This window comes from Pseudoalteromonas sp. MQS005 (assembly GCF_001661605.1).
Taxonomy (GTDB): domain Bacteria; phylum Pseudomonadota; class Gammaproteobacteria; order Enterobacterales; family Alteromonadaceae; genus Pseudoalteromonas; species Pseudoalteromonas tetraodonis.
This window is the reverse complement of sequence record NZ_LYRQ01000001.1, coordinates 40,957-60,397: the sequence shown is the minus strand read 5'-3', so window position 1 is coordinate 60,397 and position 19,441 is coordinate 40,957. Positions and strand designations below refer to the sequence as shown.

Annotated in this window: 19 protein-coding genes; 3 read left to right on the top strand and 16 right to left on the bottom strand. The window is 43.1% G+C overall.

From position 1 onward, the window contains the following. Positions 1 to 50: 50 nt before the first annotated feature. From ftsZ to mraZ, 15 genes are read right to left on the bottom strand one after another with little or no spacing between them, the layout of a single operon-like run. Positions 51 to 1,307: a cell division protein FtsZ gene (gene ftsZ / locus A9479_RS00320; RefSeq protein WP_013464061.1), complete on the bottom strand. Its 1,257-nt coding sequence runs from the start codon at positions 1,305 to 1,307 to the stop codon at positions 51 to 53. 21 nt (positions 1,308 to 1,328) lie between these two features. Further along, a complete protein-coding gene (ftsA, locus tag A9479_RS00315; protein WP_013464060.1) occupies positions 1,329 to 2,561 on the bottom strand; it encodes a cell division protein FtsA in 1,233 nt (410 codons plus the stop codon). Positions 2,562 to 2,574: 13 nt separating this feature from the next. Continuing rightward, entirely contained in the window at positions 2,575 to 3,336 is a 762-nt protein-coding gene (locus A9479_RS00310; protein WP_064662409.1) for a cell division protein FtsQ/DivIB, read from the bottom strand. 1 nt (position 3,337) lies between these two features. After that, positions 3,338 to 4,258 (bottom strand): D-alanine--D-alanine ligase, encoded by a 921-nt coding sequence (locus tag A9479_RS00305; protein WP_064662408.1) that lies wholly within the window; start codon positions 4,256 to 4,258, stop codon positions 3,338 to 3,340. Then, a complete protein-coding gene (gene murC / locus A9479_RS00300; RefSeq protein ID WP_231893535.1) occupies positions 4,255 to 5,664 on the bottom strand; it encodes a UDP-N-acetylmuramate--L-alanine ligase in 1,410 nt (469 codons plus the stop codon). The genes A9479_RS00305 and murC overlap by 4 nt, the downstream gene beginning before the upstream one ends. A 42-nt stretch (positions 5,665 to 5,706) precedes the next feature. Continuing rightward, positions 5,707 to 6,783 carry an undecaprenyldiphospho-muramoylpentapeptide beta-N-acetylglucosaminyltransferase gene (gene murG / locus A9479_RS00295; RefSeq protein ID WP_064662406.1) on the bottom strand — a complete coding sequence of 359 codons (1,077 nt, stop codon included), beginning with the start codon at positions 6,781 to 6,783 and terminating at the stop codon, positions 5,707 to 5,709. Continuing rightward, a complete protein-coding gene (gene ftsW, locus A9479_RS00290; RefSeq protein ID WP_008465286.1) occupies positions 6,780 to 7,955 on the bottom strand; it encodes a cell division protein FtsW in 1,176 nt (391 codons plus the stop codon). The genes murG and ftsW overlap by 4 nt, the downstream gene beginning before the upstream one ends. After that, a complete protein-coding gene (gene murD / locus A9479_RS00285; RefSeq protein ID WP_013464055.1) occupies positions 7,952 to 9,286 on the bottom strand; it encodes a UDP-N-acetylmuramoyl-L-alanine--D-glutamate ligase in 1,335 nt (444 codons plus the stop codon). The genes ftsW and murD overlap by 4 nt, the downstream gene beginning before the upstream one ends. After that, the gene (gene mraY, locus A9479_RS00280) at positions 9,287 to 10,369 is read right to left on the bottom strand and encodes a phospho-N-acetylmuramoyl-pentapeptide-transferase (protein WP_008110692.1); all 1,083 of its coding nucleotides are present in this window, start codon (positions 10,367 to 10,369) and stop codon (positions 9,287 to 9,289) included. Beyond that, positions 10,363 to 11,751: a UDP-N-acetylmuramoyl-tripeptide--D-alanyl-D-alanine ligase gene (murF, locus tag A9479_RS00275; protein ID WP_008110694.1), complete on the bottom strand. Its 1,389-nt coding sequence runs from the start codon at positions 11,749 to 11,751 to the stop codon at positions 10,363 to 10,365. Before murF ends, mraY begins: the two co-directional genes overlap by 7 nt. Further along, a complete protein-coding gene (murE, locus tag A9479_RS00270) occupies positions 11,748 to 13,226 on the bottom strand; it encodes a UDP-N-acetylmuramoyl-L-alanyl-D-glutamate--2,6-diaminopimelate ligase (RefSeq protein WP_013464054.1) in 1,479 nt (492 codons plus the stop codon). The genes murF and murE overlap by 4 nt, the downstream gene beginning before the upstream one ends. After that, the gene (locus A9479_RS00265) at positions 13,219 to 15,036 is read right to left on the bottom strand and encodes a peptidoglycan glycosyltransferase FtsI (RefSeq protein ID WP_013464053.1); all 1,818 of its coding nucleotides are present in this window, start codon (positions 15,034 to 15,036) and stop codon (positions 13,219 to 13,221) included. The genes murE and A9479_RS00265 overlap by 8 nt, the downstream gene beginning before the upstream one ends. Further along, positions 15,033 to 15,359, bottom strand: a complete 327-nt coding sequence (gene ftsL / locus A9479_RS00260; protein ID WP_008110697.1) for a cell division protein FtsL — start codon at positions 15,357 to 15,359, stop codon at positions 15,033 to 15,035. Before ftsL ends, A9479_RS00265 begins: the two co-directional genes overlap by 4 nt. Next, a complete protein-coding gene (rsmH, locus tag A9479_RS00255; protein WP_008110698.1) occupies positions 15,356 to 16,294 on the bottom strand; it encodes a 16S rRNA (cytosine(1402)-N(4))-methyltransferase RsmH in 939 nt (312 codons plus the stop codon). Before rsmH ends, ftsL begins: the two co-directional genes overlap by 4 nt. A gap of 28 nt (positions 16,295 to 16,322) precedes the next feature. After that, positions 16,323 to 16,781, bottom strand: coding sequence for a division/cell wall cluster transcriptional repressor MraZ (gene mraZ / locus A9479_RS00250; RefSeq protein WP_008110699.1), 459 nt, complete (start codon positions 16,779 to 16,781; stop codon positions 16,323 to 16,325). 574 nt (positions 16,782 to 17,355) lie between these two features. On the opposite strand from mraZ, the gene A9479_RS00245 reads away from it, so the two are divergent. Genes A9479_RS00245 through A9479_RS00235 form a run of 3 tightly spaced genes read left to right on the top strand, consistent with a single transcriptional unit; the run spans position 17,356 to position 18,375 of the window. Further along, entirely contained in the window at positions 17,356 to 17,673 is a 318-nt protein-coding gene (locus A9479_RS00245) for a hypothetical protein (protein WP_013464052.1), read from the top strand. Positions 17,674 to 17,678: 5 nt separating this feature from the next. Then, a complete protein-coding gene (locus A9479_RS00240; protein ID WP_036955990.1) occupies positions 17,679 to 18,119 on the top strand; it encodes a hypothetical protein in 441 nt (146 codons plus the stop codon). 13 nt (positions 18,120 to 18,132) lie between these two features. Further along, on the top strand, positions 18,133 to 18,375 hold the full coding sequence (locus A9479_RS00235; RefSeq protein WP_008110702.1) for a hypothetical protein: 243 nt from the start codon (positions 18,133 to 18,135) through the stop codon (positions 18,373 to 18,375). A 22-nt stretch (positions 18,376 to 18,397) separates the two neighbouring features. Here A9479_RS00235 and A9479_RS00230 read toward each other — a convergent pair whose 3' ends face one another. Then, a complete protein-coding gene (locus A9479_RS00230; protein WP_036955988.1) occupies positions 18,398 to 19,243 on the bottom strand; it encodes a pirin family protein in 846 nt (281 codons plus the stop codon). Positions 19,244 to 19,441 lie beyond the last annotated feature (198 nt).

Below are 19,441 nucleotides of genomic sequence, written 5' to 3'. Positions count from 1 at the left end.
GGTATAACTACAATATTCGTTCACATTTCGCACAAAAGTACTGTTTTTTATTAATCTGCTTGTTTACGTAAAAAAGCAGGGATGTCGAAATAATCGCCACCTTCAGATTTATCTGTTTTCTTAGCACTACTTGACGACGTATTCGCTGAAGAACTTGAAGAGCTCGTCGATGTGCTTTGCTCTTTTGATTCTGTTTGCGATGTCGTGGCAGGCTCTTCAGTCGTGCTTGTGCCTTGGCTTGCAAAGCTAGGTACATACATGCTGCTGCTCGTTTGCGTGCTTGAACTGGCTACATCAGAACCTGATGCTTTTTTAAAGCCGTTATCTACAATACCAAACTGCGGACGACGATCGCCGCCTAAGCCAGTTGCAACAACCGTTACACGTAGCTCGTCTGTCATTTCAGGGTCGATTACCGCACCCACAACCACCGTTGCGTTTTCAGACGCTAGCGCCTTAACGTGATTACCCACGATTTCAAATTCTTCAATCGCGATATCCATGCCGGCAGTAATATTAACCAAGATACCTTTAGCACCGGTTAAATCAACGTCCTCTAGTAATGGGCTTGAAATAGCCGCTTCTGCTGCTTCTTGTGCACGATCAGGACCCGAGGCAGATGCAGTCCCCATCATGGCTGTACCCATTGCAGACATAACAGTACGTACGTCGGCGAAATCCACGTTAATTAGACCCGAGCGTGTGATTAGCTCAGCAATACCCTGTACCGCACCAAATAATACGTCATTTGCTTTAGCAAACGCATCCAGTAAAGTTGTCCCTTTACCTAATACTTTTAGTAATTTGTTATTTGGAATAGTAATTAACGAGTCCACGATTTCAGACAATTCGCTAATCCCCTGCTCTGCAGCAGCAGCACGTTTTTTACCTTCAAAATCAAATGGACGCGTTACAACTGCCACGGTTAGAATGCCCAGCTCTTTAGCAATTTTAGCCACGACTGGCGCTGCTCCGGTCCCTGTACCGCCGCCCATACCTGCCGCTATAAATACCATATCGGCGCCTTCAAGGCTGGCACGAATCGTTTCTGCGTCTTCTTCAGCCGACTGACGGCCTACTTCAGGGTTTGCACCCGCACCTAACCCAGAGGTTATTTGCGTACCTAATTGTACCGTTACATCAGCGGCTGAATTACGTAATGCTTGTGCATCCGTATTCGCTGCAATAAAACGAACACCTTCTATTTGTTGTTTTACCATGTGCTCAACTGCGTTACCGCCACCGCCACCAACACCGATTACTTTTATTACAGCTTCTTCGCTGTGTTGTTCCATTATATCAAACATATTTACTCTCCGACTTGAGTACTAAAACTCGCCTTGAAACCATTTTGTGATGCGGTTCCACCAATTATTATTATCATCCGCTTTCGACTTTTGTGCATTCATCGACTGCATAGTACGCCCGTATTGTAACAAACCTACAGCGGTTGCGTACGATGGATCATCAACATAATCAGTTAAACCTACTACACCAATTGGTTTACCTATTCTTACTGGCATCTGAAAAATATCTTCAGCCACTTCCATTGCGCCAGTCATTTTAGCAGTTCCGCCAGTAATGACGAGACCTGCTGCAATTTGGTCTTCTAATCCTGAACGACGAATTTCTTCCATCGCCAGTTCAAATAATTCTCTAAAACGTGGCTCAACCACTTCTGATAACGTGTGCCTAGACATCAGTCTTGCTGGTCGCCCACCTACGCTTGGCACTTCAATCGTGTCTTCGCTGCTCGCCATTTGGCTACTTGCGCAGGCATATTGTACTTTGAGTGACTCAGCATGTGATATAGGTGTACGAAATATTTTTGCAATATCACCGGTTACTTGGTTACCTGCCACCGGAATAACCGCCGAATGACGCAGCGCACCATTAATATAAATAGTGATATCCATAGTACCACCACCAATATCAAGCACCGCAACACCTAACTCTTTTTCGTCATCCGTCAGTACGGAATAACACGAAGCAAGCGCTGTGAATATAAGTTGGTCAACTTCAAGCCCGCAACGTTCAACACATTTTTCTATATTTTTAGCCATGTCGTTGGAGCAGGTAATAATGTGCGCGCGTGCTTCCATGCGCACACCGCTCATGCCGAGTGGGTTTTTAATCCCCTCTTGCATGTCAATGCTGTACTCTTGCGGCAAAGCATGCAACATTTTGCGTTCAGCTGAAATTGGCACTGAACGAGCAATGTGTATTACATTTTCAATGTCTTCATCGGTTACTTCGGTGTTATTAATAGCCACAACACCGCTTTCGTTCTGACACTGAATATGCTTGCCAGAAATACCCAAATAAACCGAGCTAATACGACAATCAGCCATCAATTCGGCTTCATCTATAGCGCGGCGAATAGACTCAGACACTAAATTTAAATCGTTAACACCGCCTTTATCCATTCCATGAGATACTTGGCTCCCCACGCCAACAATGCTGAGCTTGTTATCTGTGGTGATTTCACCTACCGTGGCCACTACTTTAGAAGTGCCAACGTCTAATCCAATCACTAGGTTTCTTTCTGCTGACTTAGTCATGCCTTACTCTTTATTATAATTGCTGTTCTTGCAGTGGCTTATAGCTCACTGCAAGGCCGGTATCGTAGCGTAAATCAATTGCATCTATCTGTGCATCAGCACGTTTTTCTATACGTGAATAAACGTCTATAAAACGTTGTACACGTTTGGCTTTATCTTTGCGTCCTAAATTTAAACGCACACCGTTATCTAACCAAAGTTGCCACGAAAACCGCTCAGATAGCGCAAGGCTATTGAGCGTTAATGCATTGACTTTGAGCATTTCATCAAACTGTTTAAACGCTACCCATGCTTCTTTTTCACTGCCCTCTGGCCCATATAGTTGGGGTAAAGTGGCACTTAATTTATCACTTTTTGCTTCAAACGCGTCACCGCTTTGATTAATCAGCAAGTCACTATTCCAGTGAGCAACCGCTTGATGTTCTACCACGTAAACTTGAATGGTATCAGGCCATTGCTTTCTTACCGATACCGTTGCAACCCAAGGCAGCTCTTGTACTAAATGCTGAACTTGCTTTACGTTTAGCTCAAAAAAACTGCTTAAATCTGCTTTTTTTATTGCCGCTGTTATTGCTTTTTCATCGGTGTACTTAGGGTTCCCCAGCACCGTTAAATGCTTAATTTGTGCATCTTTATTTTCAACTAACCAGTGCGAAACCCCACTGGTTATTTCAATTAACCCTATCACCACGGCTAGAAAAAAACTCACTCCAAAAATCAGCGACCAGTTAAGTTGCTGTTTTAGTTGCTGCGCTTTCTCTAAAAAGGGATGCATATTAAAGGGTTTGCTCCAAAATGCGAACAACTAATTGCTCAAAACTTGCCCCGTTGGCTTTTGCTGCCATTGGCACCAATGATTTTTCTGTCATGCCTGGTACGGTATTCACTTCTAGTAAGTAAAAATGTCCTTGTTCATCTTGCATCGCATCGACTCGTCCCCAGCCACTTGCACCTACTAAATCAAACGCATCAAGCGCCATCGCTTGTAATTTTTGAGTATCCGATGGTGATAAATCAGCAGGGCAATGATATTGCGTACTACTTGACTGATATTTAGCTTGGTAGTCATAAAATCCGTTTGGGGTGCTCATTTCAATCACAGGTTGTACTTCATCACCCAAGACCGTAATGGTAAATTCACGACCCGTGATCCACTGCTCTACCAATACTTGGCTGTCGAACTTAAATGCATTAGTGAGCGCATCTTCAAGTTCTTCTGCAGAGCTTGCTTGCGCCATACCGATACTGGAGCCCTCGTGCGATGGCTTAACCATTACCTTTTTAAATTGCGCCATAATGGCATTGGCATCAAAGCCTTTTTTAGCATCAACCACGGCATAAGGTGCGGTGCTTAAGCCTGCCGATTTAAACAAATGCTTACAACGAATTTTATCCATTGCCAGTGCCGAACCCAGAACATTACTGCCGGTATACGGCAGGTTCATAAATTCTAGAGCACCTTGTACCGTGCCGTCTTCACCACCACGCCCATGTAAAGCAATAAAAACGCGATCAACGTTTAACGACTTTAATTCCCATAACGAACGATTTTGTGGATCAAACGCTATCGCATCAATGCCAACTTCTAACAGCGCATTTAATACCGCTTGACCAGATTTTAATGACACGTCACGCTCTGCTGAGTTTCCACCTAGCAGCACCGCTACTTTACCAAACTGGGAATTTACCTGTGTCATACTTCACCTTGCTTTAATTTTTCTATCGACATATTCGTGGCTGCTAAATTTTTAACAAGCTGACCTATGTTACCCGCACCTTGTGTGAGCACTAGGTCGTTATTTTGTATGCAGTTGGCAAGTACGCCCGCAAGCTCTGAGCTTGAGGCTACATGTAATGGCTCTTTGCCACGCTGGCGCAAACTACGGCATAAACTCTTACTATCAGCGCCAACAATCGGCTCTTCGCCAGCACTGTAAACATCGAGTAATAAAAGCTGATCAACCTCAGCCAATACCTTAACAAAATCTTCGTATAAATCACGAGTACGCGTATAACGGTGCGGCTGATACACCATCACTAAACGCTTATCAGGCCAGCCTTCTCGTGCTGCAGTGATAGTAGCGGCCACTTCTGATGGGTGATGGCCATAGTCATCAACAAGCATCACGCTGCCGCGTTCATTTTCAAATTCACCGTAGTGCTGAAAACGACGGCCAATACCTTCAAAAGTATCTAAAGCCGCTAAAATTGCATGATTCGCAATATTTTGATCTTTAGCGACGGCAATCGCTGCGGTTGCATTAAGGGCATTATGTTTACCCGGCATATTCAGCTTGGCGGTTAAACTCTCACCTTGTTTATTAGTCACCGTAAATTGGCATGTGTTCGCTGTTTGGCTAAAGTCACTCATTCGATAATCAGCCTCGTGTGACTCACCGTAAGTGATCACTGGACGACCAAAACGGGGGATCAATTCAGCAGCAACGTCTGAATCAATACACACCACCGCTAACCCGTAAAACGGCAGGTTATGAATGAATTCAACATAAGTATCTTTCATTTTCTCTAAACTACCGCCGTAGGTTTCCATGTGATCTTCTTCAATATTAGTGATCACCGACACCATAGGCTGTAAGTGCAAAAATGAGGCATCGCTTTCATCTGCTTCGGCGATTAAAAAGTCACTTTTACCTACCTTAGCATTGCTGCCAGCACTGTTAAGCAAACCACCAATAATAAAGGTTGGATCGAGCCCGGCTTGTGCATAAATGCTCGCAATTAAGCTGGTTGTGGTCGTTTTACCATGGGTGCCCGCAATGGCGATACCGTGGCGAAAGCGCATCAGTTCAGCTAACATTTCTGCTCGACGAACCACCGGAATACGTGCAGCTTGCGCGGCTTGAATTTCAGGGTTTGTTTTATCTATTGCACTTGAAACCACCACCACATTAGCGTCTTTTACATTATTTTCATGATGGCCAATAAATACTTCAGCACCGGCTTTAATTAAACGTTCAGTCATTGCGCTGTGAGCTATATCTGAACCGGTAATACGGTAACCTTCAAAAGCAAGTACTTCTGCAATGCCACCCATGCCTGCACCGCCTATCCCTACAAAGTGAATAGTTTCAATGCGGCGCATCGCTGGGCGTGTATATTTTTCTTTTGCTAATGTCTGTTTCACTTATGTTCTCTTATTTGTTACTTGCTCACAGTGCATCGCTACGCTTGCTGTGGCATCTAAAATAGCCTGCTGTTTTGCTTTGGCAGCCATTTTAGTTATTAATAAAGGTTCGGCTAAATAGGGGCTTAAAAGTTCAACAATACTGCGCTTATTAAATTGCCCCTGTGGCATTAATAACGCCCCTTCTGCCATTACTAAATACTGTGCATTGGCTGTTTGATGATCATCAACCGCGTGTGGAAACGGCACAAATACCGCCATTTTACCCGCTGCGGCAATTTCACTTACCGTAAGCGCACCCGCACGACAAATCACAATATCTGCCCAGCTATAAGCAGTATCCATATCATCAATAAATTCAGCAACGGTCACTTGCTCATTGCCCATTTGTTGCTGCTGGTAACTTTCACTTACACTAGCAAGGTGCCCTTTACCGGTTTGATGCCAAATATTAATGGCACAAGTATCATTCAAGCGCTTAAATGCTTCTGGCAGTGTTTGGTTGAGTACTTGCGCACCTAACGAGCCACCCACAACAAGCATATTGATTGGGCTTGATACTTCCCGCTTAGGTATATCAACCACACTCTGGCGCACAGGATTACCCACCAGCTCTGCTTTGCCATTGGCAAAAGCACTGGGGAAAGCCGCTAACACGCGATTAGCACATTTAGCCAACCACCTATTACTCATGCCTGCTACGGCATTTTGTTCGTGAATCACCAAAGGAATACCCAGGCTTTTTGCCGCAATACCTGTTGGGCCAGTTACATACCCCCCCATTGCTAAAACGACGTCAGGGCGTTGTTGTTTTAATACCTTACGCGCTTGCAATATTGCATTAATAACCATGAATGGCGCTTTAATAAGGCGTTTTAAACCATTCCCTCGCACGCCTTTTACATCAATAAAATCAATTTCTATGTTGTGCTTGGGCACGACACTGGCTTCCATTCTATCTGGGGTGCCTATCCAGCTAACTTGCCAACCTTGCTGTTTGAGATAATCAGCAACGGCAATCCCTGGAAAAATATGTCCACCTGTACCCCCTGCTACAACGACTATTTTTTTACTCATCGCTTAGCTCCACCTGACGTGGCTTGTTTCGTTGCCATCTTGGTCTCAAAATCTACACGTAATAAAATACCGGTTGCTATGGTCATCATTAATAAACTTGAGCCACCATAAGAAATAAACGGCAAGGTTAATCCTTTGGTTGGCAAAATACCGGCACTGGCGCCCACATTAACCATAGTTTGAAACGCAAACCAAATACCAATTGCTAAGGCTAAGTAGCCTTCATATTCTTTGCCGTTTTTAAGCGCGTTTTGGCCAATGAGTAAAGCTCTAAATACTAAAGTACCGAGTACCATTAAAATGCTCAGCACCCCCATAAAACCTAACTCTTCAGCAATAACAGCAAAAATAAAGTCGGTGTGCGCTTCTGGTAAATATTGTAATTTTTGTACGCTGTTTCCTAGGCCTTGGCCAAACCAATCGCCTTGACTATAAGCCATTAGTGATTGCACTAATTGGTAGCCTTTGCCAAAAGGGTCATCCCAAGGTTCTAAAAAGCCAACCACACGGGCCATACGATATGGCTCTAACACAATAAGCCCAACCACTAGCGCAATACCGGTTAAAATAAGTGCAAAAAACTGCCAAAGCTTGGCACCGGCTAAAAACAACAAACCAACCGTAGTAACAAACATCACCACCACAGTCCCTAAATCGGGCTGCATTAAAATAAGTGCTGCATAAACTGCAAATACCGCTATGGGTTTAGCAAAGCCTTTTATGTTTTCTTGAACTTCATTGCGCTTACGTACTAAGTAGCCTGCGATATAACTAAAAAAGAACAACTTAGCTAGCTCCGAGGCTTGAATATTAAACGGTCCTACGGGTATCCAGCGGGTCGAACCATTGACTTCACGTCCTACAATAAGTACCACTAATAACAGTACTAAACCGATTAGTAATAAATAGGGGTTAGCTTTTTTCCACCACGACATAGGTACTTGAGTACTAATGCAAAATAAACAAAACGATAGCCCTAAAAAAATGCCATGGCGGATAGTAAAATGATAAATATTACCAAACAGTCTATCGGCTGTCGGCATTGAGGCACTGGTTACCATCACAAAGCCCACACCAATCAGCATTAGCATGCAATAAAGCAGTGGCACATCATAAAGCTGCGCTGAAGGTTTAGGGGTGAGAGCCTCTTTAATATCCGCAAAAGCAATCATGACTGCCCCTGCAATACAGATTGCACAAAATCATCGCCGCGTTGCATATAATTGTTATACATATCAATGCTGGCACAGGCAGGGGCGAGTAAAACGGTATCGCCCGATTTACTTAATTGCTTTGCAAGCGCCACAGCCTCAGACATATTATTGGTTAAATGACCTTTAGCACTCAGTGCCACTAAATCTTTGGCATCTTTACCAAAACAAATCAGCGCTTTTACATGCTTTTCAATATAAGGCTTTAACACCTCTAAATCCGCGCCTTTTGCATCACCACCAGCAATAACCACTAAGTTTTGTTGTTCACCCGCTAAACTATCAATAGCGGCAATTGTTGCGCCTACATTGGTGGCTTTAGAATCATTAAAATATTTAACGTCATTAAACTCACCCACAAACTGACAACGGTGCGCTAAGCCATTAAATTGAGCTAATGCGGTTTTGTAATGCGCCTTAGTAATTGTAAATGGGCTGAGTAACGCCATCACTGCCAAGGTATTTAAATAGTTATGCTTACCCACAACGGCTAAAGTACTTACTGGTAAATAAGCTTCGTCCTTTACCATAAAGTGCGCTTCGTTATTGTGCTGTGCTAAGTGGTAATCACCTTGTGTTTCACCAAAACTCAGTTGTGGTGCTAACGTGCGACTCACTGGGTGTGTTTGTATGTCATCAACATTAATCACTAAGTGTTCAGCACCGTTATAAATACTTAATTTTGAATCTATATAGGCTTGGTAACTATCATAACGATCTAGATGATCTTCTGAAATATTAAGCACGGTTGCACTAGTCGTTTTTAGGCTGCGTGTGGTATCAAGCTGAAAACTTGATAGCTCCAATACAAATACATCAAAGTCACCGTCAAGCAAATCCAGTACCGCTGTGCCAATGTTGCCACCGAGTGCCACCTTATAACCTGCGGTTTTTAATACTTCGTAGGCAAGTGTTACTACGGTTGATTTACCATTAGAGCCGGTTACAGCAACGACTGGTTTGCTATTAATGCGCGCAAATAACTCAACATCACCAATCACTTCAACGCCTGCGTTAATTGCCTTCGCAACCGCAGGGGTTTTTAAGCCCAGCCCGGGACTAATAATAATCATATCGCAAGCACTGAGCGCCGCATTTTCTAGGTTACCAAAGTGAGTTTTTAATTGAGGTGCGTGCTGATTGAGCCAATCAACACCTGGCGGATTCTCTCTGCTATCGACCACATAAGGCTGTATTGATTGAGATAATAAAAAACGCACAATGCCCAGACCGGTTACACCGAGTCCGAGCACTGTTATGTGTTTATTTTTTATCTCGTTTAAATACTGCATTTATCGGATCTTTAATGTCGCAAGGCCAGCGAGTACCAGCACAATAGAAATTATCCAAAAGCGCACAATAACGCGTGGCTCCGGCCAACCTTTAAGTTCGTAATGGTGATGAATAGGCGCCATTCTAAAAATGCGTTGCCCACGTAATTTGTAAGAGCCAACTTGTAAAATTACAGATAGCGCTTCCATTACAAACACGCCCCCCATAATAATCAGTAACAGCTCTTGGCGAACAAGCACGGCAATAATCCCCAATGCACCACCCAGTGCTAATGAGCCTACATCGCCCATAAATACTTGCGCCGGATACGTGTTAAACCATAAAAAACCTAACCCAGCCCCTACAATAGCGGTACATACCACAACCAACTCACTCGCCAGTGGTAAATGCGGAATATGCAAATAAGCCGAAAAATTAATATTACCCGTTAAGTAAGCAATAATGGCCAGTGCTGCAGCCACTAAAATGGTAGGTACTATGGCCAAACCGTCTAGACCGTCGGTTAAATTAACCGCGTTTGACGTGCCCACCAACGCAAAGTAGGTGATCACGATATAAAACAGCCCCAGCTGTGGCAGTACATCTTTAAAAAATGGCACAACAAGAGATGTTTCTGTCGCTTGTGTGCTGCTCATGTAAAGCGCAGTGGCTACAACCAGTGCAATTACCGATTGCCAAAAGTATTTCCACTTTGCAATAAGTCCTTTTGGATCTTTACGGATCACCTTACGGTAATCATCAATAAAGCCCACAATACCTAATGAGCCAATTACAAATAAAGTGGCCCATACGTATTTATTAGACAAGTCTGCCCATAATAATGTGCTGGTAAAAATAGCCCCTAAAATAAGTAAGCCACCCATGGTCGGTGTACCCGATTTAGATAGGTGCGATTGCGGACCATCATCACGTACTGTTTGCCCTATTTGCATGCGTTGCAGCGCACGAATTAACTTAGGACCAAAATACAACGACATCATCAATGCGGTTAAAATACCTAAAATGGCACGCAGGGTTAAATACGAAAAAACATTAAAGCCACTATAATATTGAGTTAAATACTCAGCCAGCCAAACTAACATGATGATACTCCATTGATGGCTTGTTGCTGGCCATTAACTAAATCGGTTACTAAAAGCTCCATGCGAGAACTGCGTGATCCTTTCACGACAAGGGTAATTTTTTTATCTACTTTGCTAATGCTGTTTTGAATTTGCTGCAGCATTTGCTCACGATTAGAGAAATGGCGATTTGGCAGCCCAAATACATCACTGGCACATTTACTTAATACTCCGAGTGTAAATAACTCATCAATGCCTTGCGCTAATGCGTATTCACCGACTTCTTGATGATATTTACGGGCATCTTCGCCAAGTTCACCCATATCACCGAGTGCCAAAATACGATGACCTTGAATATCACTAAGTAAATCAATCGCAGCTTTCACCGACTTTACGTTGGCATTGTATGTATCATCGATAATGGTGAGTGAATCACTGGCTTCAATTAGGTTAACCCGTCCTTTAACTTCACCCATGGTCGCTAACGCGCTGGCAATGTCCTCAAGTGACACGTCAAACTCACTGGTTAACGCCGCAGCAATAAGCGCGTTACTAATATTATGTTTACCTGGCAGTGCTAACTTAACCGGCACACTGTGTTGCTTGGTGCACAAAGTAAAGCTTGCGCGAGCTTGTGCATCTAGGCTGATGTCCTCAGCCCAAATATCGAGCTTTTCACTACTCGAAAAACATTTAATATTGCGCGTTGCTAACTTATCAAGCCAATATTGACTAAAGTCACTATCGCAATTGACGATGGCGATGCCATCCTCTTTTAATCCGTCGTAAATTTCACCTTTTGCTTGTGCCACACCTTGCAGGCTACCAAAGCCTTCTAAGTGGGCAGCAGCAACATTACATACCACAGCTACATCCGGTTTGGTCATCGCGGTGGTGTACGCAATTTCACCTATGTGGTTAGCGCCTAATTCAATAACCGCAAAGCGATGTTGTGGCTCTAATCTGAGTAAAGTTAACGGTACGCCAATGTCGTTGTTAAAATTACCTTTAGTGGCTAATACATCCCCTTTACTTGATAAAATAGCGGCACACATTTCTTTAACTGTGGTTTTACCTACACTGCCAGTAATAGCGATAGTTTTAGGTGCAACTTGCGCCATCACTGCTGTACCAATTGTGCCTAATGCAATACGGGTATCGGCAACTACAAATTGAGCAATATCGGTATCAACAGCGTGATCGACAATCACGCCTATAGCGCCTTTTTGTTTTGCTTGTTCAATAAATTTATGGCCATCAAAATTTGGGCCCTTAAGCGCCAAAAACACTTCACCATCACATAAAGTACGGGTATCGGTGTTTATATTTATCACCTTGCGATTATCACCTTGATAATCGGTTGCTAGCACATTAGCTAGCCAATCAAAATCCATCGGGATCATGCTTGAGACCCTCTTACTGCTTTTTTTAATTGTTGTTGTACAAATTGGCGGTCACAAAAATCGATGCGTGTATCGCCTATAATTTGATAGTCTTCATGCCCTTTACCGGCAATTAAAATAACCTCACCGGCTTTTGCGTTATCTATAGCAAATTGTATCGCGGCACCGCGATCGGCCTCTAAATGAGCGTTTTCTGGATGCTCTAATCCCGCAGCTACATCATTAATAATGTCATTAGGGTCTTCAGAGCGTGGGTTATCACTGGTAATGATCACTTTGTCTGCAAACTGCTCAGCAGCTTGTGCCATTAGTACACGCTTTCCTTTATCTCTGTCGCCGCCACAACCAAACACACAACTCACTCCACCTGGTACATGTTGCTGCAGCGCTTGTAACGCTAAAGCCAACGCATCTGGTGTATGCGCGTAATCAACAACGCAAGTAGGCATACTTGGCGCTGTAAATGCTTGCATCCTGCCGGCTACCGGCTGTAAATACTCACATCCTGCTACTAACTGTGTTAATGGATAGCCTAGCGCTAATAGCGTTGCTAACGCAGCCGTTAGATTATAAAGGTTAAATTCACCAAACAGCGGTGATTTTATGGCAACATCACCCCAGCTAGTAGTTAATTGCGCCGAAATACCGGTTGCTGAATACTGAACATCTGAAAAATACACAAACTGTGCATTTTTAGGGGCTAAGTTTTTACGGCCATAACAAATAAGACTATTAAAGCTGTATTTTTCAATCCATTGCTCTGCTTGTCCGTCATCCTGATTAAGAATGACATGATCAGCATCAAAATCACGAAACAGCATCAATTTAGCATCACCATAGCTTTGCATATCGCCATGGTAATCTAAGTGATCGCGCGACAAGTTAGTAAACACTGCAGCTTTAAAATAGCATTGATCAACACGGTGCTGTACCAAACCATGCGATGACACTTCCATAGCAACCAATTGGTGTTGCTCATTTTTTAAGTCGCTTAAAATACGCTGTAAATCGACTGCCGAAGGCGTAGTATTTTGCAGTGGTGTTAAATTATCTGGATGGCCGTAACCTAAGGTACCAATAATAGCGGCTTGGGTATGACAAAATTGCGCTAAATGAGCAATCATTGCTGTGGTAGTCGATTTACCATTGGTGCCCGTTACGCCAACTAAATCTAAGTGCTTGCTCGGTTGTTGGTAAAATTGACTCGCCAATACAGGCAGTTTCTTATTCAACTCTGAGACTAAATAAAGCGGCTCAAAATCACTTTCAAATTCACACAGTCTGTCGGCAATAATTGCACTGGCACCATTTTCAATTGCTTTACTAATAAAGTGCCCACCATCTAACTGGTGCCCTTTTATCGCCACAAACACATCACCTGGTTTTACATCGCGGCTATCTAAACGCAGCTCGTTTACCATTAAACGTGCTGCATCTATTTCTAAATGTTTTAAAATTGTGTGTAAATCACGCACCATCATCTTTGCCCTTCACGTATGCCACCGAGTCTTTGTCTGGGGCAACGTTTAAAATTCTTAATGAATTAGAGATTATTTCTGCAAACGCTGGACCTGCTGTTGCGCCGCCATAATAAACATCTCCACCGGGCTCGTTGATTAATACCACAACGGCTAATCGCGGGTTACTCGCAGGGGCAATGCCCGCAAAATAACCTACATATTCGTCACCATAGCCCCCTGCGGCGGCTTTTTTAGAGGTGCCTGTTTTACCAGCAGCGCGGTAACCATCCACTTTAACGCGGCGTGCGGTACCGCCTTCTTCAAATACGCTTTCCATCATATGGACAACGGCTTCAACATCTTCTTGTTGAAAGACACGCTCACCTTCAGGTATAGAATCTTGCTTTAGTACAGTAAGCGGACGATTAACCCCGCCTGCCCCTAACATGGCGTAAAAACGTGCCATTTGCGCGGTACTCACGGCAATATTGTAACCAAACGAGAGCGCTGCAATTTCGTGATCTGACCAACGGCGATTAGGGTAAAATAAGCCACTACTTTCGCCTACCATGCCAGTACCACTATCACTGCCAAACCCCACTTTTTGATACAGGCCCACAAAGTACTCTTTGGGTACTGTTTGGCTTATTTTGGTTACTCCCATATTACTGGAGTATTTTAAAATTTCGCGCAGCGTCATTTCGCCATGATTACGGGTATCTTGTACTAAGCTGCCCCCTAAGCGCATCCAGCCTGGGTAGGTATCAACTTTGTCATCCGGTTGGATTGTGCCGTAGTCTAATCCAGCTAAAATGGCTAGAGGCTTAACAGTTGAGCCGGGTTCAAACAAATCGGTAATAGCGCGGTTACGACGTTTATGAGGAGCCGCCCCGCTTAAGTTGTTAGGATTAAATGATGGGCTATTGACCATGGCCAAGACTTCACCGGTTTTAACATCTACTACCATGGCAGAACCTGAGGTCGCTTTATAAGTTAATACCGCTGATTTAACTGCTTTATAGGCAATGGCTTGAATTCGCTGATCAATACTTAGCTGAATGCTTTCAGGCTCTACTCGCTCGCGTTCATCAAGCACTTCAACTTCACGCCCTTGCGCATCTTTGCGAATGGTACGGCGACCTTCTTCACCGGTTAACGCGTTTTCATAAAGCTTTTCTATGCCCTCAATGCCTTTACCATCAATATTGGTAAATCCAATAACATGTGCGCTTACTTCACCAGCAGGGTAATAACGTTTTGATTCATCCAATAAATGAATACCAGGTAGGCGTAAATCACCGATGTAATTAGCCACAGCGGGAGTCACTTGGCGTTTTAAATACACAAAGCGACGAGTAGGATCATCAAGTAATCGCGTGTTAATTTTACTAGGCTCAATGCGCAACACATCAGCCAATTCACGCCAGCGTAAATCATTTTTATAATACAGGGCGGTACGCTTATTTAACTCAGCAACATTTTCACGAAGCGTTTGCTGATCTTCACCGTTTTTGCGTGCTTGCCTAAGTACTTTACTAACCAGTGATTTATGCAGGGCTTTAGGATCCGCATACACGCTTACCACAGGCACACTAACGGCAAGCTCTTTACCGTTACGATCGAAAATCATCCCGCGTTGCACATGCAGTTTTTCAATCCGTACCGTACGTTTATCGCTTTCAGAGCGCGCTTTATCAGGTTCAATTACTTGCAAGTACGCAGCACGCGATACCAAGGTCACAAACACTAAAAAAATCACCGCGCACACTAAAATAAAGCGCCATGCTATTAGGTTATTGACTGGTTTTTTGCCTCGCATTCTCATTGTAATATAATTACCTGCTCATCTTGGCTGGTTGGCCGCTTCATTTCGAGTTGTGACGTTGCCACTTCTTCAATGCGCGCATGTTGTGAATAAAACTCTTCTTCCACTAAAAAATAACGCCATTCTAAATCCAATTCGTCACGCTCTTGGAGCAACGAATCTTGCTCAATTAATTGCGCTCGAGAGAGATGAGTTACTTGCACCACACTCAAGCTTGATGCGAATATCACAACCAACAAGGCCAAGGTGATCTTGTTCGCACCTAGGCCTTTAATTATTTCAAGAAATAAATTGGGTTGGCGATAGCTCGCTTTTTTACTCATCCCAACCTCTGTGCGATCCTTAGCACTGAGCTGCGAGAGCGTGGATTACGCGCCACTTCATCAGCACTTGGTTTAATAGCTTTACCCACTGCTTTTAACGTCAGATTTTTATTTATTTGTGCGTCGGTTAAAGGCAGACCTCTGGGTATCGCTTCTCCCTTACTCTGTTTTTTAATAAATTGTTTAACAATGCGATCTTCTAAAGAATGAAACGAAATAACCACTAAGCGACCACCCGGCTTAAGAACTTTAATCGCCGCTTGTAATGCCGTTTGAATTTCCTCTAATTCGCTATTGATATAAATACGAATAGCCTGGAAAGTCCGCGTTGCAGGGTGTTTAAACTTATCTTTCACCGGTACGGCTTCATCGACTAAATCAGCGAGCTGCTTAGTGGTAGTGATTGGCGTGTGTTCACGCACTTCTAAAATTTTGTGCGCAATGCGCTTACCAAATTTTTCTTCACCTAGCTTTTTGATCACATGAGTAATGTCATCTAATTCAGCCTCAGCTAACCACTGCGCTGCGCTGCGACCTGTACTTGGGTCCATTCTCATATCAAGCGGACCATCTTTCATAAAGCTAAAGCCACGCGCTGCGTCATCTAGCTGCGGCGACGACACACCAATATCAAGTAAAATGCCATCAACCTGACCAATAAGATCGTTTTGCTCAGCTACCTCGTATAACTTTGAAAAACGAGAATGAGCAATTGAAAAACGCGGGTCATCAGCAAACTTTTCAGCAGACTTTATCGCTTGTGGATCTTGGTCAATGGCCTGCAAACGACCGCTTTCACCTAAGCGCGCTAATATTTGCCCTGAATGTCCGCCACGTCCAAAGGTACCATCCATGTATATGCCGTCTGGCTTAATTGCAAGTGCATCTATGGTTTCGTCCATTAATACGGATACGTGTTCAAATTGCGCTGTCATTAGCTGTTATTTGCCTTTTATTTTGCTGCTAGAGGGTGAAGTTATCTAAATCGTCATTCGGTTCAAAATCACCGAGCCTTTCAAGCTCAGTGTCTTGGCGCATCTGCTCGTGCCAACGTGCTTCATCCCAAATTTCAAATTTATTCATTAAACCCACCAGCATAATTTTTTTGCCAAGTTCTGCATGTGAGCGCAATGAAGGCGCCAACAAAATTCGACCGTTTTTATCAAGCTGATATTCTGTCGCATTACCTAACAACATACGTTGCATCCGTCGTGCTCTAGGATTCATATTAGATATTTTTGCTAAACGGCTTTCTATTTCTAGCCATTCAGCAAGAGGGTATAACCAAAGGCAAGGCTCATTGAGTGCAACTGTGCAAATTACCGTTCCCTGATCTTCAGACAATAGCGTATCTCGGTACTTTGTCGGTACCGCAAAACGTCCTTTATCATCCAAACTCAGTGAACTTGCGCCACGAAACATAAAAAGCCTATTGTAAATTTATTTTAATCAACTTTTTGATTAACCCGATCCAGTTTGATCCACTAAACACCACTTTTTACCACAGTGCTCCAGTTTAGGGCTTGACAAGCCTTTTTGTCAAGTAAGTCACCCAGCTTTAGCACCCCGCGAAGCCTGAAAAAATAAGGCTCCGATTAAAGCGGTTGAATTGTTTAATAAAAAATCTGATCAGCCAGTAAAAAATTTTTTATCGTGCTTTTTATTAGCTCGTTGGCATTATTTGCTTAATGAATAAACAGTGAATAATTACAATTTATTTGAGCCCTGCTGACCTTTGTGAATTAGAGTTTGGTCAAACTAGATGCGGTTTAATCACGTCGCGAGGTTTGTAACTGAGTGGACAAAGAAAAAATCAATCTCGAATGATCAACACGTCCTAGTTTGTAAAAATTACAAACTGTTGTCGCAATAGTTACAGCTATAAACCCACTCAAAATTCGTAAATAAAATACAATTCATATAAAACAACAGGTTAAAGACTGGTTTAATCATTGCATCTAAACAATTACTTTTAAAAAACTATTAAGGATTGATTATGGCTACGGCAACAAAGAGCAAAACTCCTATTGATGCAAAACAAGAGATTGAAGCACCGCTAACAGATAAAGCGACATCAGCAGCGCATGACGCAGTTGATGCATTATCAAGTAAAGCGGCGGTAGCTGAAAATGGTGTTCGTAAAGGCGCAAGCAGCTCAGCTGAAACGCTTAATGAAAAGCAGTTAGCCGCTCGTGAGAAACTAGCAGAGTGTTCGTCTAAAACGCGTCAACTCGCATCAGAAAACCCATTAGCAACGGCGGGTCTGGCGTTTGCTGCTGGTATGTTAGTTACAGCACTGTTTCGTCGTAAGTAATACTAATGCAAAACCAACACTCAACACCAAGTGAATCACAAGGGACAGATTCGGCGTCATCGGCAAAACACGCCGATGACTGGCAAGATCATGTTGCTAAGCTTGCTGATTATGCAGCGCAGCTCAAGGATGATTATCACCAACAAGGAAAGTTGACACATCAGCTGGCTACAGCTGAGTGGAAGCTGTCGTTAAGATCCTTAGCACTGATCACCATTCTACTAGGATGTTTTGCCAGTGGCTTGGTGTTATTGTGGGTGGGATTTTTAGGTATTGTAGGCTTTGCCACCTTTGATCTGTTTAGCTCTATCTGGCTGAGCATTGCAGTGGTGATCAGCCTACAAATTTTATGCTTAGTTTGGCTGTGGCGAAACGCCGTTTATCTAAGCAAAAAAATTGGCTTTACTAAAACGCTAAATAGCCTAAGGCAGCTGCTTAAATTATAAGGCACACACTATTATGTTAATCAATTATTTGATCAACTCACCGAACGCTCGCGTGCAACAGCTAGATAAAGAAGTTGTTATGCGATCAGAGCTAAAACGTCAGCATCTTGCAGCTATAAAATACAGAGCCAAACGCTTTGCAGCAACAAAAGTGGGGCTCGCCAGTGCGTTTGCAGCTGGCGCTGTAGTTGAGTCTGCTAAAGGTGATGCTAACACGATAAAAAAATACACTTGGTTATTAAAGCTACTTGCTTAAAAGTCATTCGCGCATCGATTTATCACGACAATGAGCCAAAAAAACCATTTTGATAATCGCTTACAGCCTGGCGAATTTCAGCCTCGGTGGTCATTACAAAAGGTCCCATGTGCGCAATTGGCTGGTTAAGTGGATCGCCTGCTAAAATAAGAACCCCCGCCGCTTTCTGTGCCTGTAATGCAATGTCACTCAATGGTTCTAATATAAGTAACTTACCCGCATTAAACACGTCACCTGTCTGAGATATTAATGAGCCTGTATGAATATAAATCATTACTTTTTGCTGTTTTAAAGCCGGTAAATTAAGCCCTTCACCCGCAGGCAAAACTACATCGGCTATAGCGCCATTAGCAGCTAAATTTTGTAAGCTTGCAGCCAATTGGTGTGATTCAAATTGCCATGTCCCTGCTAAGGCTTTAAGTGAAACACCTTGTTGATTAGTAAAACTCGGTGCTGGATGCTCTGTGGTATCTTGGTATTGAGGCTCACGCATTTTTTGAGCACTTGGCATATTGAGCCAAATTTGAAAACCATGTAAGCCTTGTTCAGCATCGGCAAGGGGCATTTCACTGTGCATAACACCGCTACCGGTACTCATCCATTGTACGTCACCCGCACGAATCGCCTTTTTGTTACCCATTTGGTCTTGATGTTCAAACCCGCCTTTTAAAATATAGGTAAAGGTTTCGATCCCGCGATGAGGGTGAGGAGGAAAACCACCAATATAGTCACTCTCATCATCAGATTTAAGCTCATCAATCATTAAAAATGGGTCTAAATATTTACCATCAAATCCTGGAATACGGCGGATATTGACGCCATCCCCATCTTGGGTAGCATAAGCGGTTAAAACTTTGGTTATTTTCATTTTTTGCCTAATATGTTATGTAAATATATAAGATATTAAATTATTACTTCATCATATTTTTTATACGTAAATTAATATATTTCAATTATATGCAACACTATTTTATTGCTAAATCTTAGATATAACCTTAGTACTTCAATGGTTATTTATAGTAGGATTATCAAGCGTCACTCTACTTTGCACTAATTTGGATACGAT

What these genes read in the sequence shown, in the direction of transcription:
- murD (WP_013464055.1), bottom strand. Translation starts at nt 9,286, where the DNA reads ATGCAGTATTTAAACGAGATAAAAAATAAACACATAACAGTGCTCGGA.
- A9479_RS00310 (WP_064662409.1), bottom strand. Translation starts at nt 3,336, where the DNA reads ATGCATCCCTTTTTAGAGAAAGCGCAGCAACTAAAACAGCAACTTAAC.
- A9479_RS00245 (WP_013464052.1), top strand. Translation starts at nt 17,356, where the DNA reads ATGGCTACGGCAACAAAGAGCAAAACTCCTATTGATGCAAAACAAGAG.
- A9479_RS00240 (WP_036955990.1), top strand. Translation starts at nt 17,679, where the DNA reads ATGCAAAACCAACACTCAACACCAAGTGAATCACAAGGGACAGATTCG.
- ftsA (WP_013464060.1), bottom strand. Translation starts at nt 2,561, where the DNA reads ATGACTAAGTCAGCAGAAAGAAACCTAGTGATTGGATTAGACGTTGGC.
- A9479_RS00235 (WP_008110702.1), top strand. Translation starts at nt 18,133, where the DNA reads ATGTTAATCAATTATTTGATCAACTCACCGAACGCTCGCGTGCAACAG.
- murG (WP_064662406.1), bottom strand. Translation starts at nt 6,783, where the DNA reads ATGAGTAAAAAAATAGTCGTTGTAGCAGGGGGTACAGGTGGACATATT.
- A9479_RS00265 (WP_013464053.1), bottom strand. Translation starts at nt 15,036, where the DNA reads ATGAGAATGCGAGGCAAAAAACCAGTCAATAACCTAATAGCATGGCGC.
- ftsL (WP_008110697.1), bottom strand. Translation starts at nt 15,359, where the DNA reads ATGAGTAAAAAAGCGAGCTATCGCCAACCCAATTTATTTCTTGAAATA.
- mraY (WP_008110692.1), bottom strand. Translation starts at nt 10,369, where the DNA reads ATGTTAGTTTGGCTGGCTGAGTATTTAACTCAATATTATAGTGGCTTT.
- murF (WP_008110694.1), bottom strand. Translation starts at nt 11,751, where the DNA reads ATGATCCCGATGGATTTTGATTGGCTAGCTAATGTGCTAGCAACCGAT.
- murC (WP_231893535.1), bottom strand. Translation starts at nt 5,664, where the DNA reads ATGCGCCGCATTGAAACTATTCACTTTGTAGGGATAGGCGGTGCAGGC.
- ftsZ (WP_013464061.1), bottom strand. Translation starts at nt 1,307, where the DNA reads ATGTTTGATATAATGGAACAACACAGCGAAGAAGCTGTAATAAAAGTA.
- ftsW (WP_008465286.1), bottom strand. Translation starts at nt 7,955, where the DNA reads ATGATTGCTTTTGCGGATATTAAAGAGGCTCTCACCCCTAAACCTTCA.
- A9479_RS00230 (WP_036955988.1), bottom strand. Translation starts at nt 19,243, where the DNA reads ATGAAAATAACCAAAGTTTTAACCGCTTATGCTACCCAAGATGGGGAT.
- A9479_RS00305 (WP_064662408.1), bottom strand. Translation starts at nt 4,258, where the DNA reads ATGACACAGGTAAATTCCCAGTTTGGTAAAGTAGCGGTGCTGCTAGGT.
- rsmH (WP_008110698.1), bottom strand. Translation starts at nt 16,294, where the DNA reads ATGACAGCGCAATTTGAACACGTATCCGTATTAATGGACGAAACCATA.
- mraZ (WP_008110699.1), bottom strand. Translation starts at nt 16,781, where the DNA reads ATGTTTCGTGGCGCAAGTTCACTGAGTTTGGATGATAAAGGACGTTTT.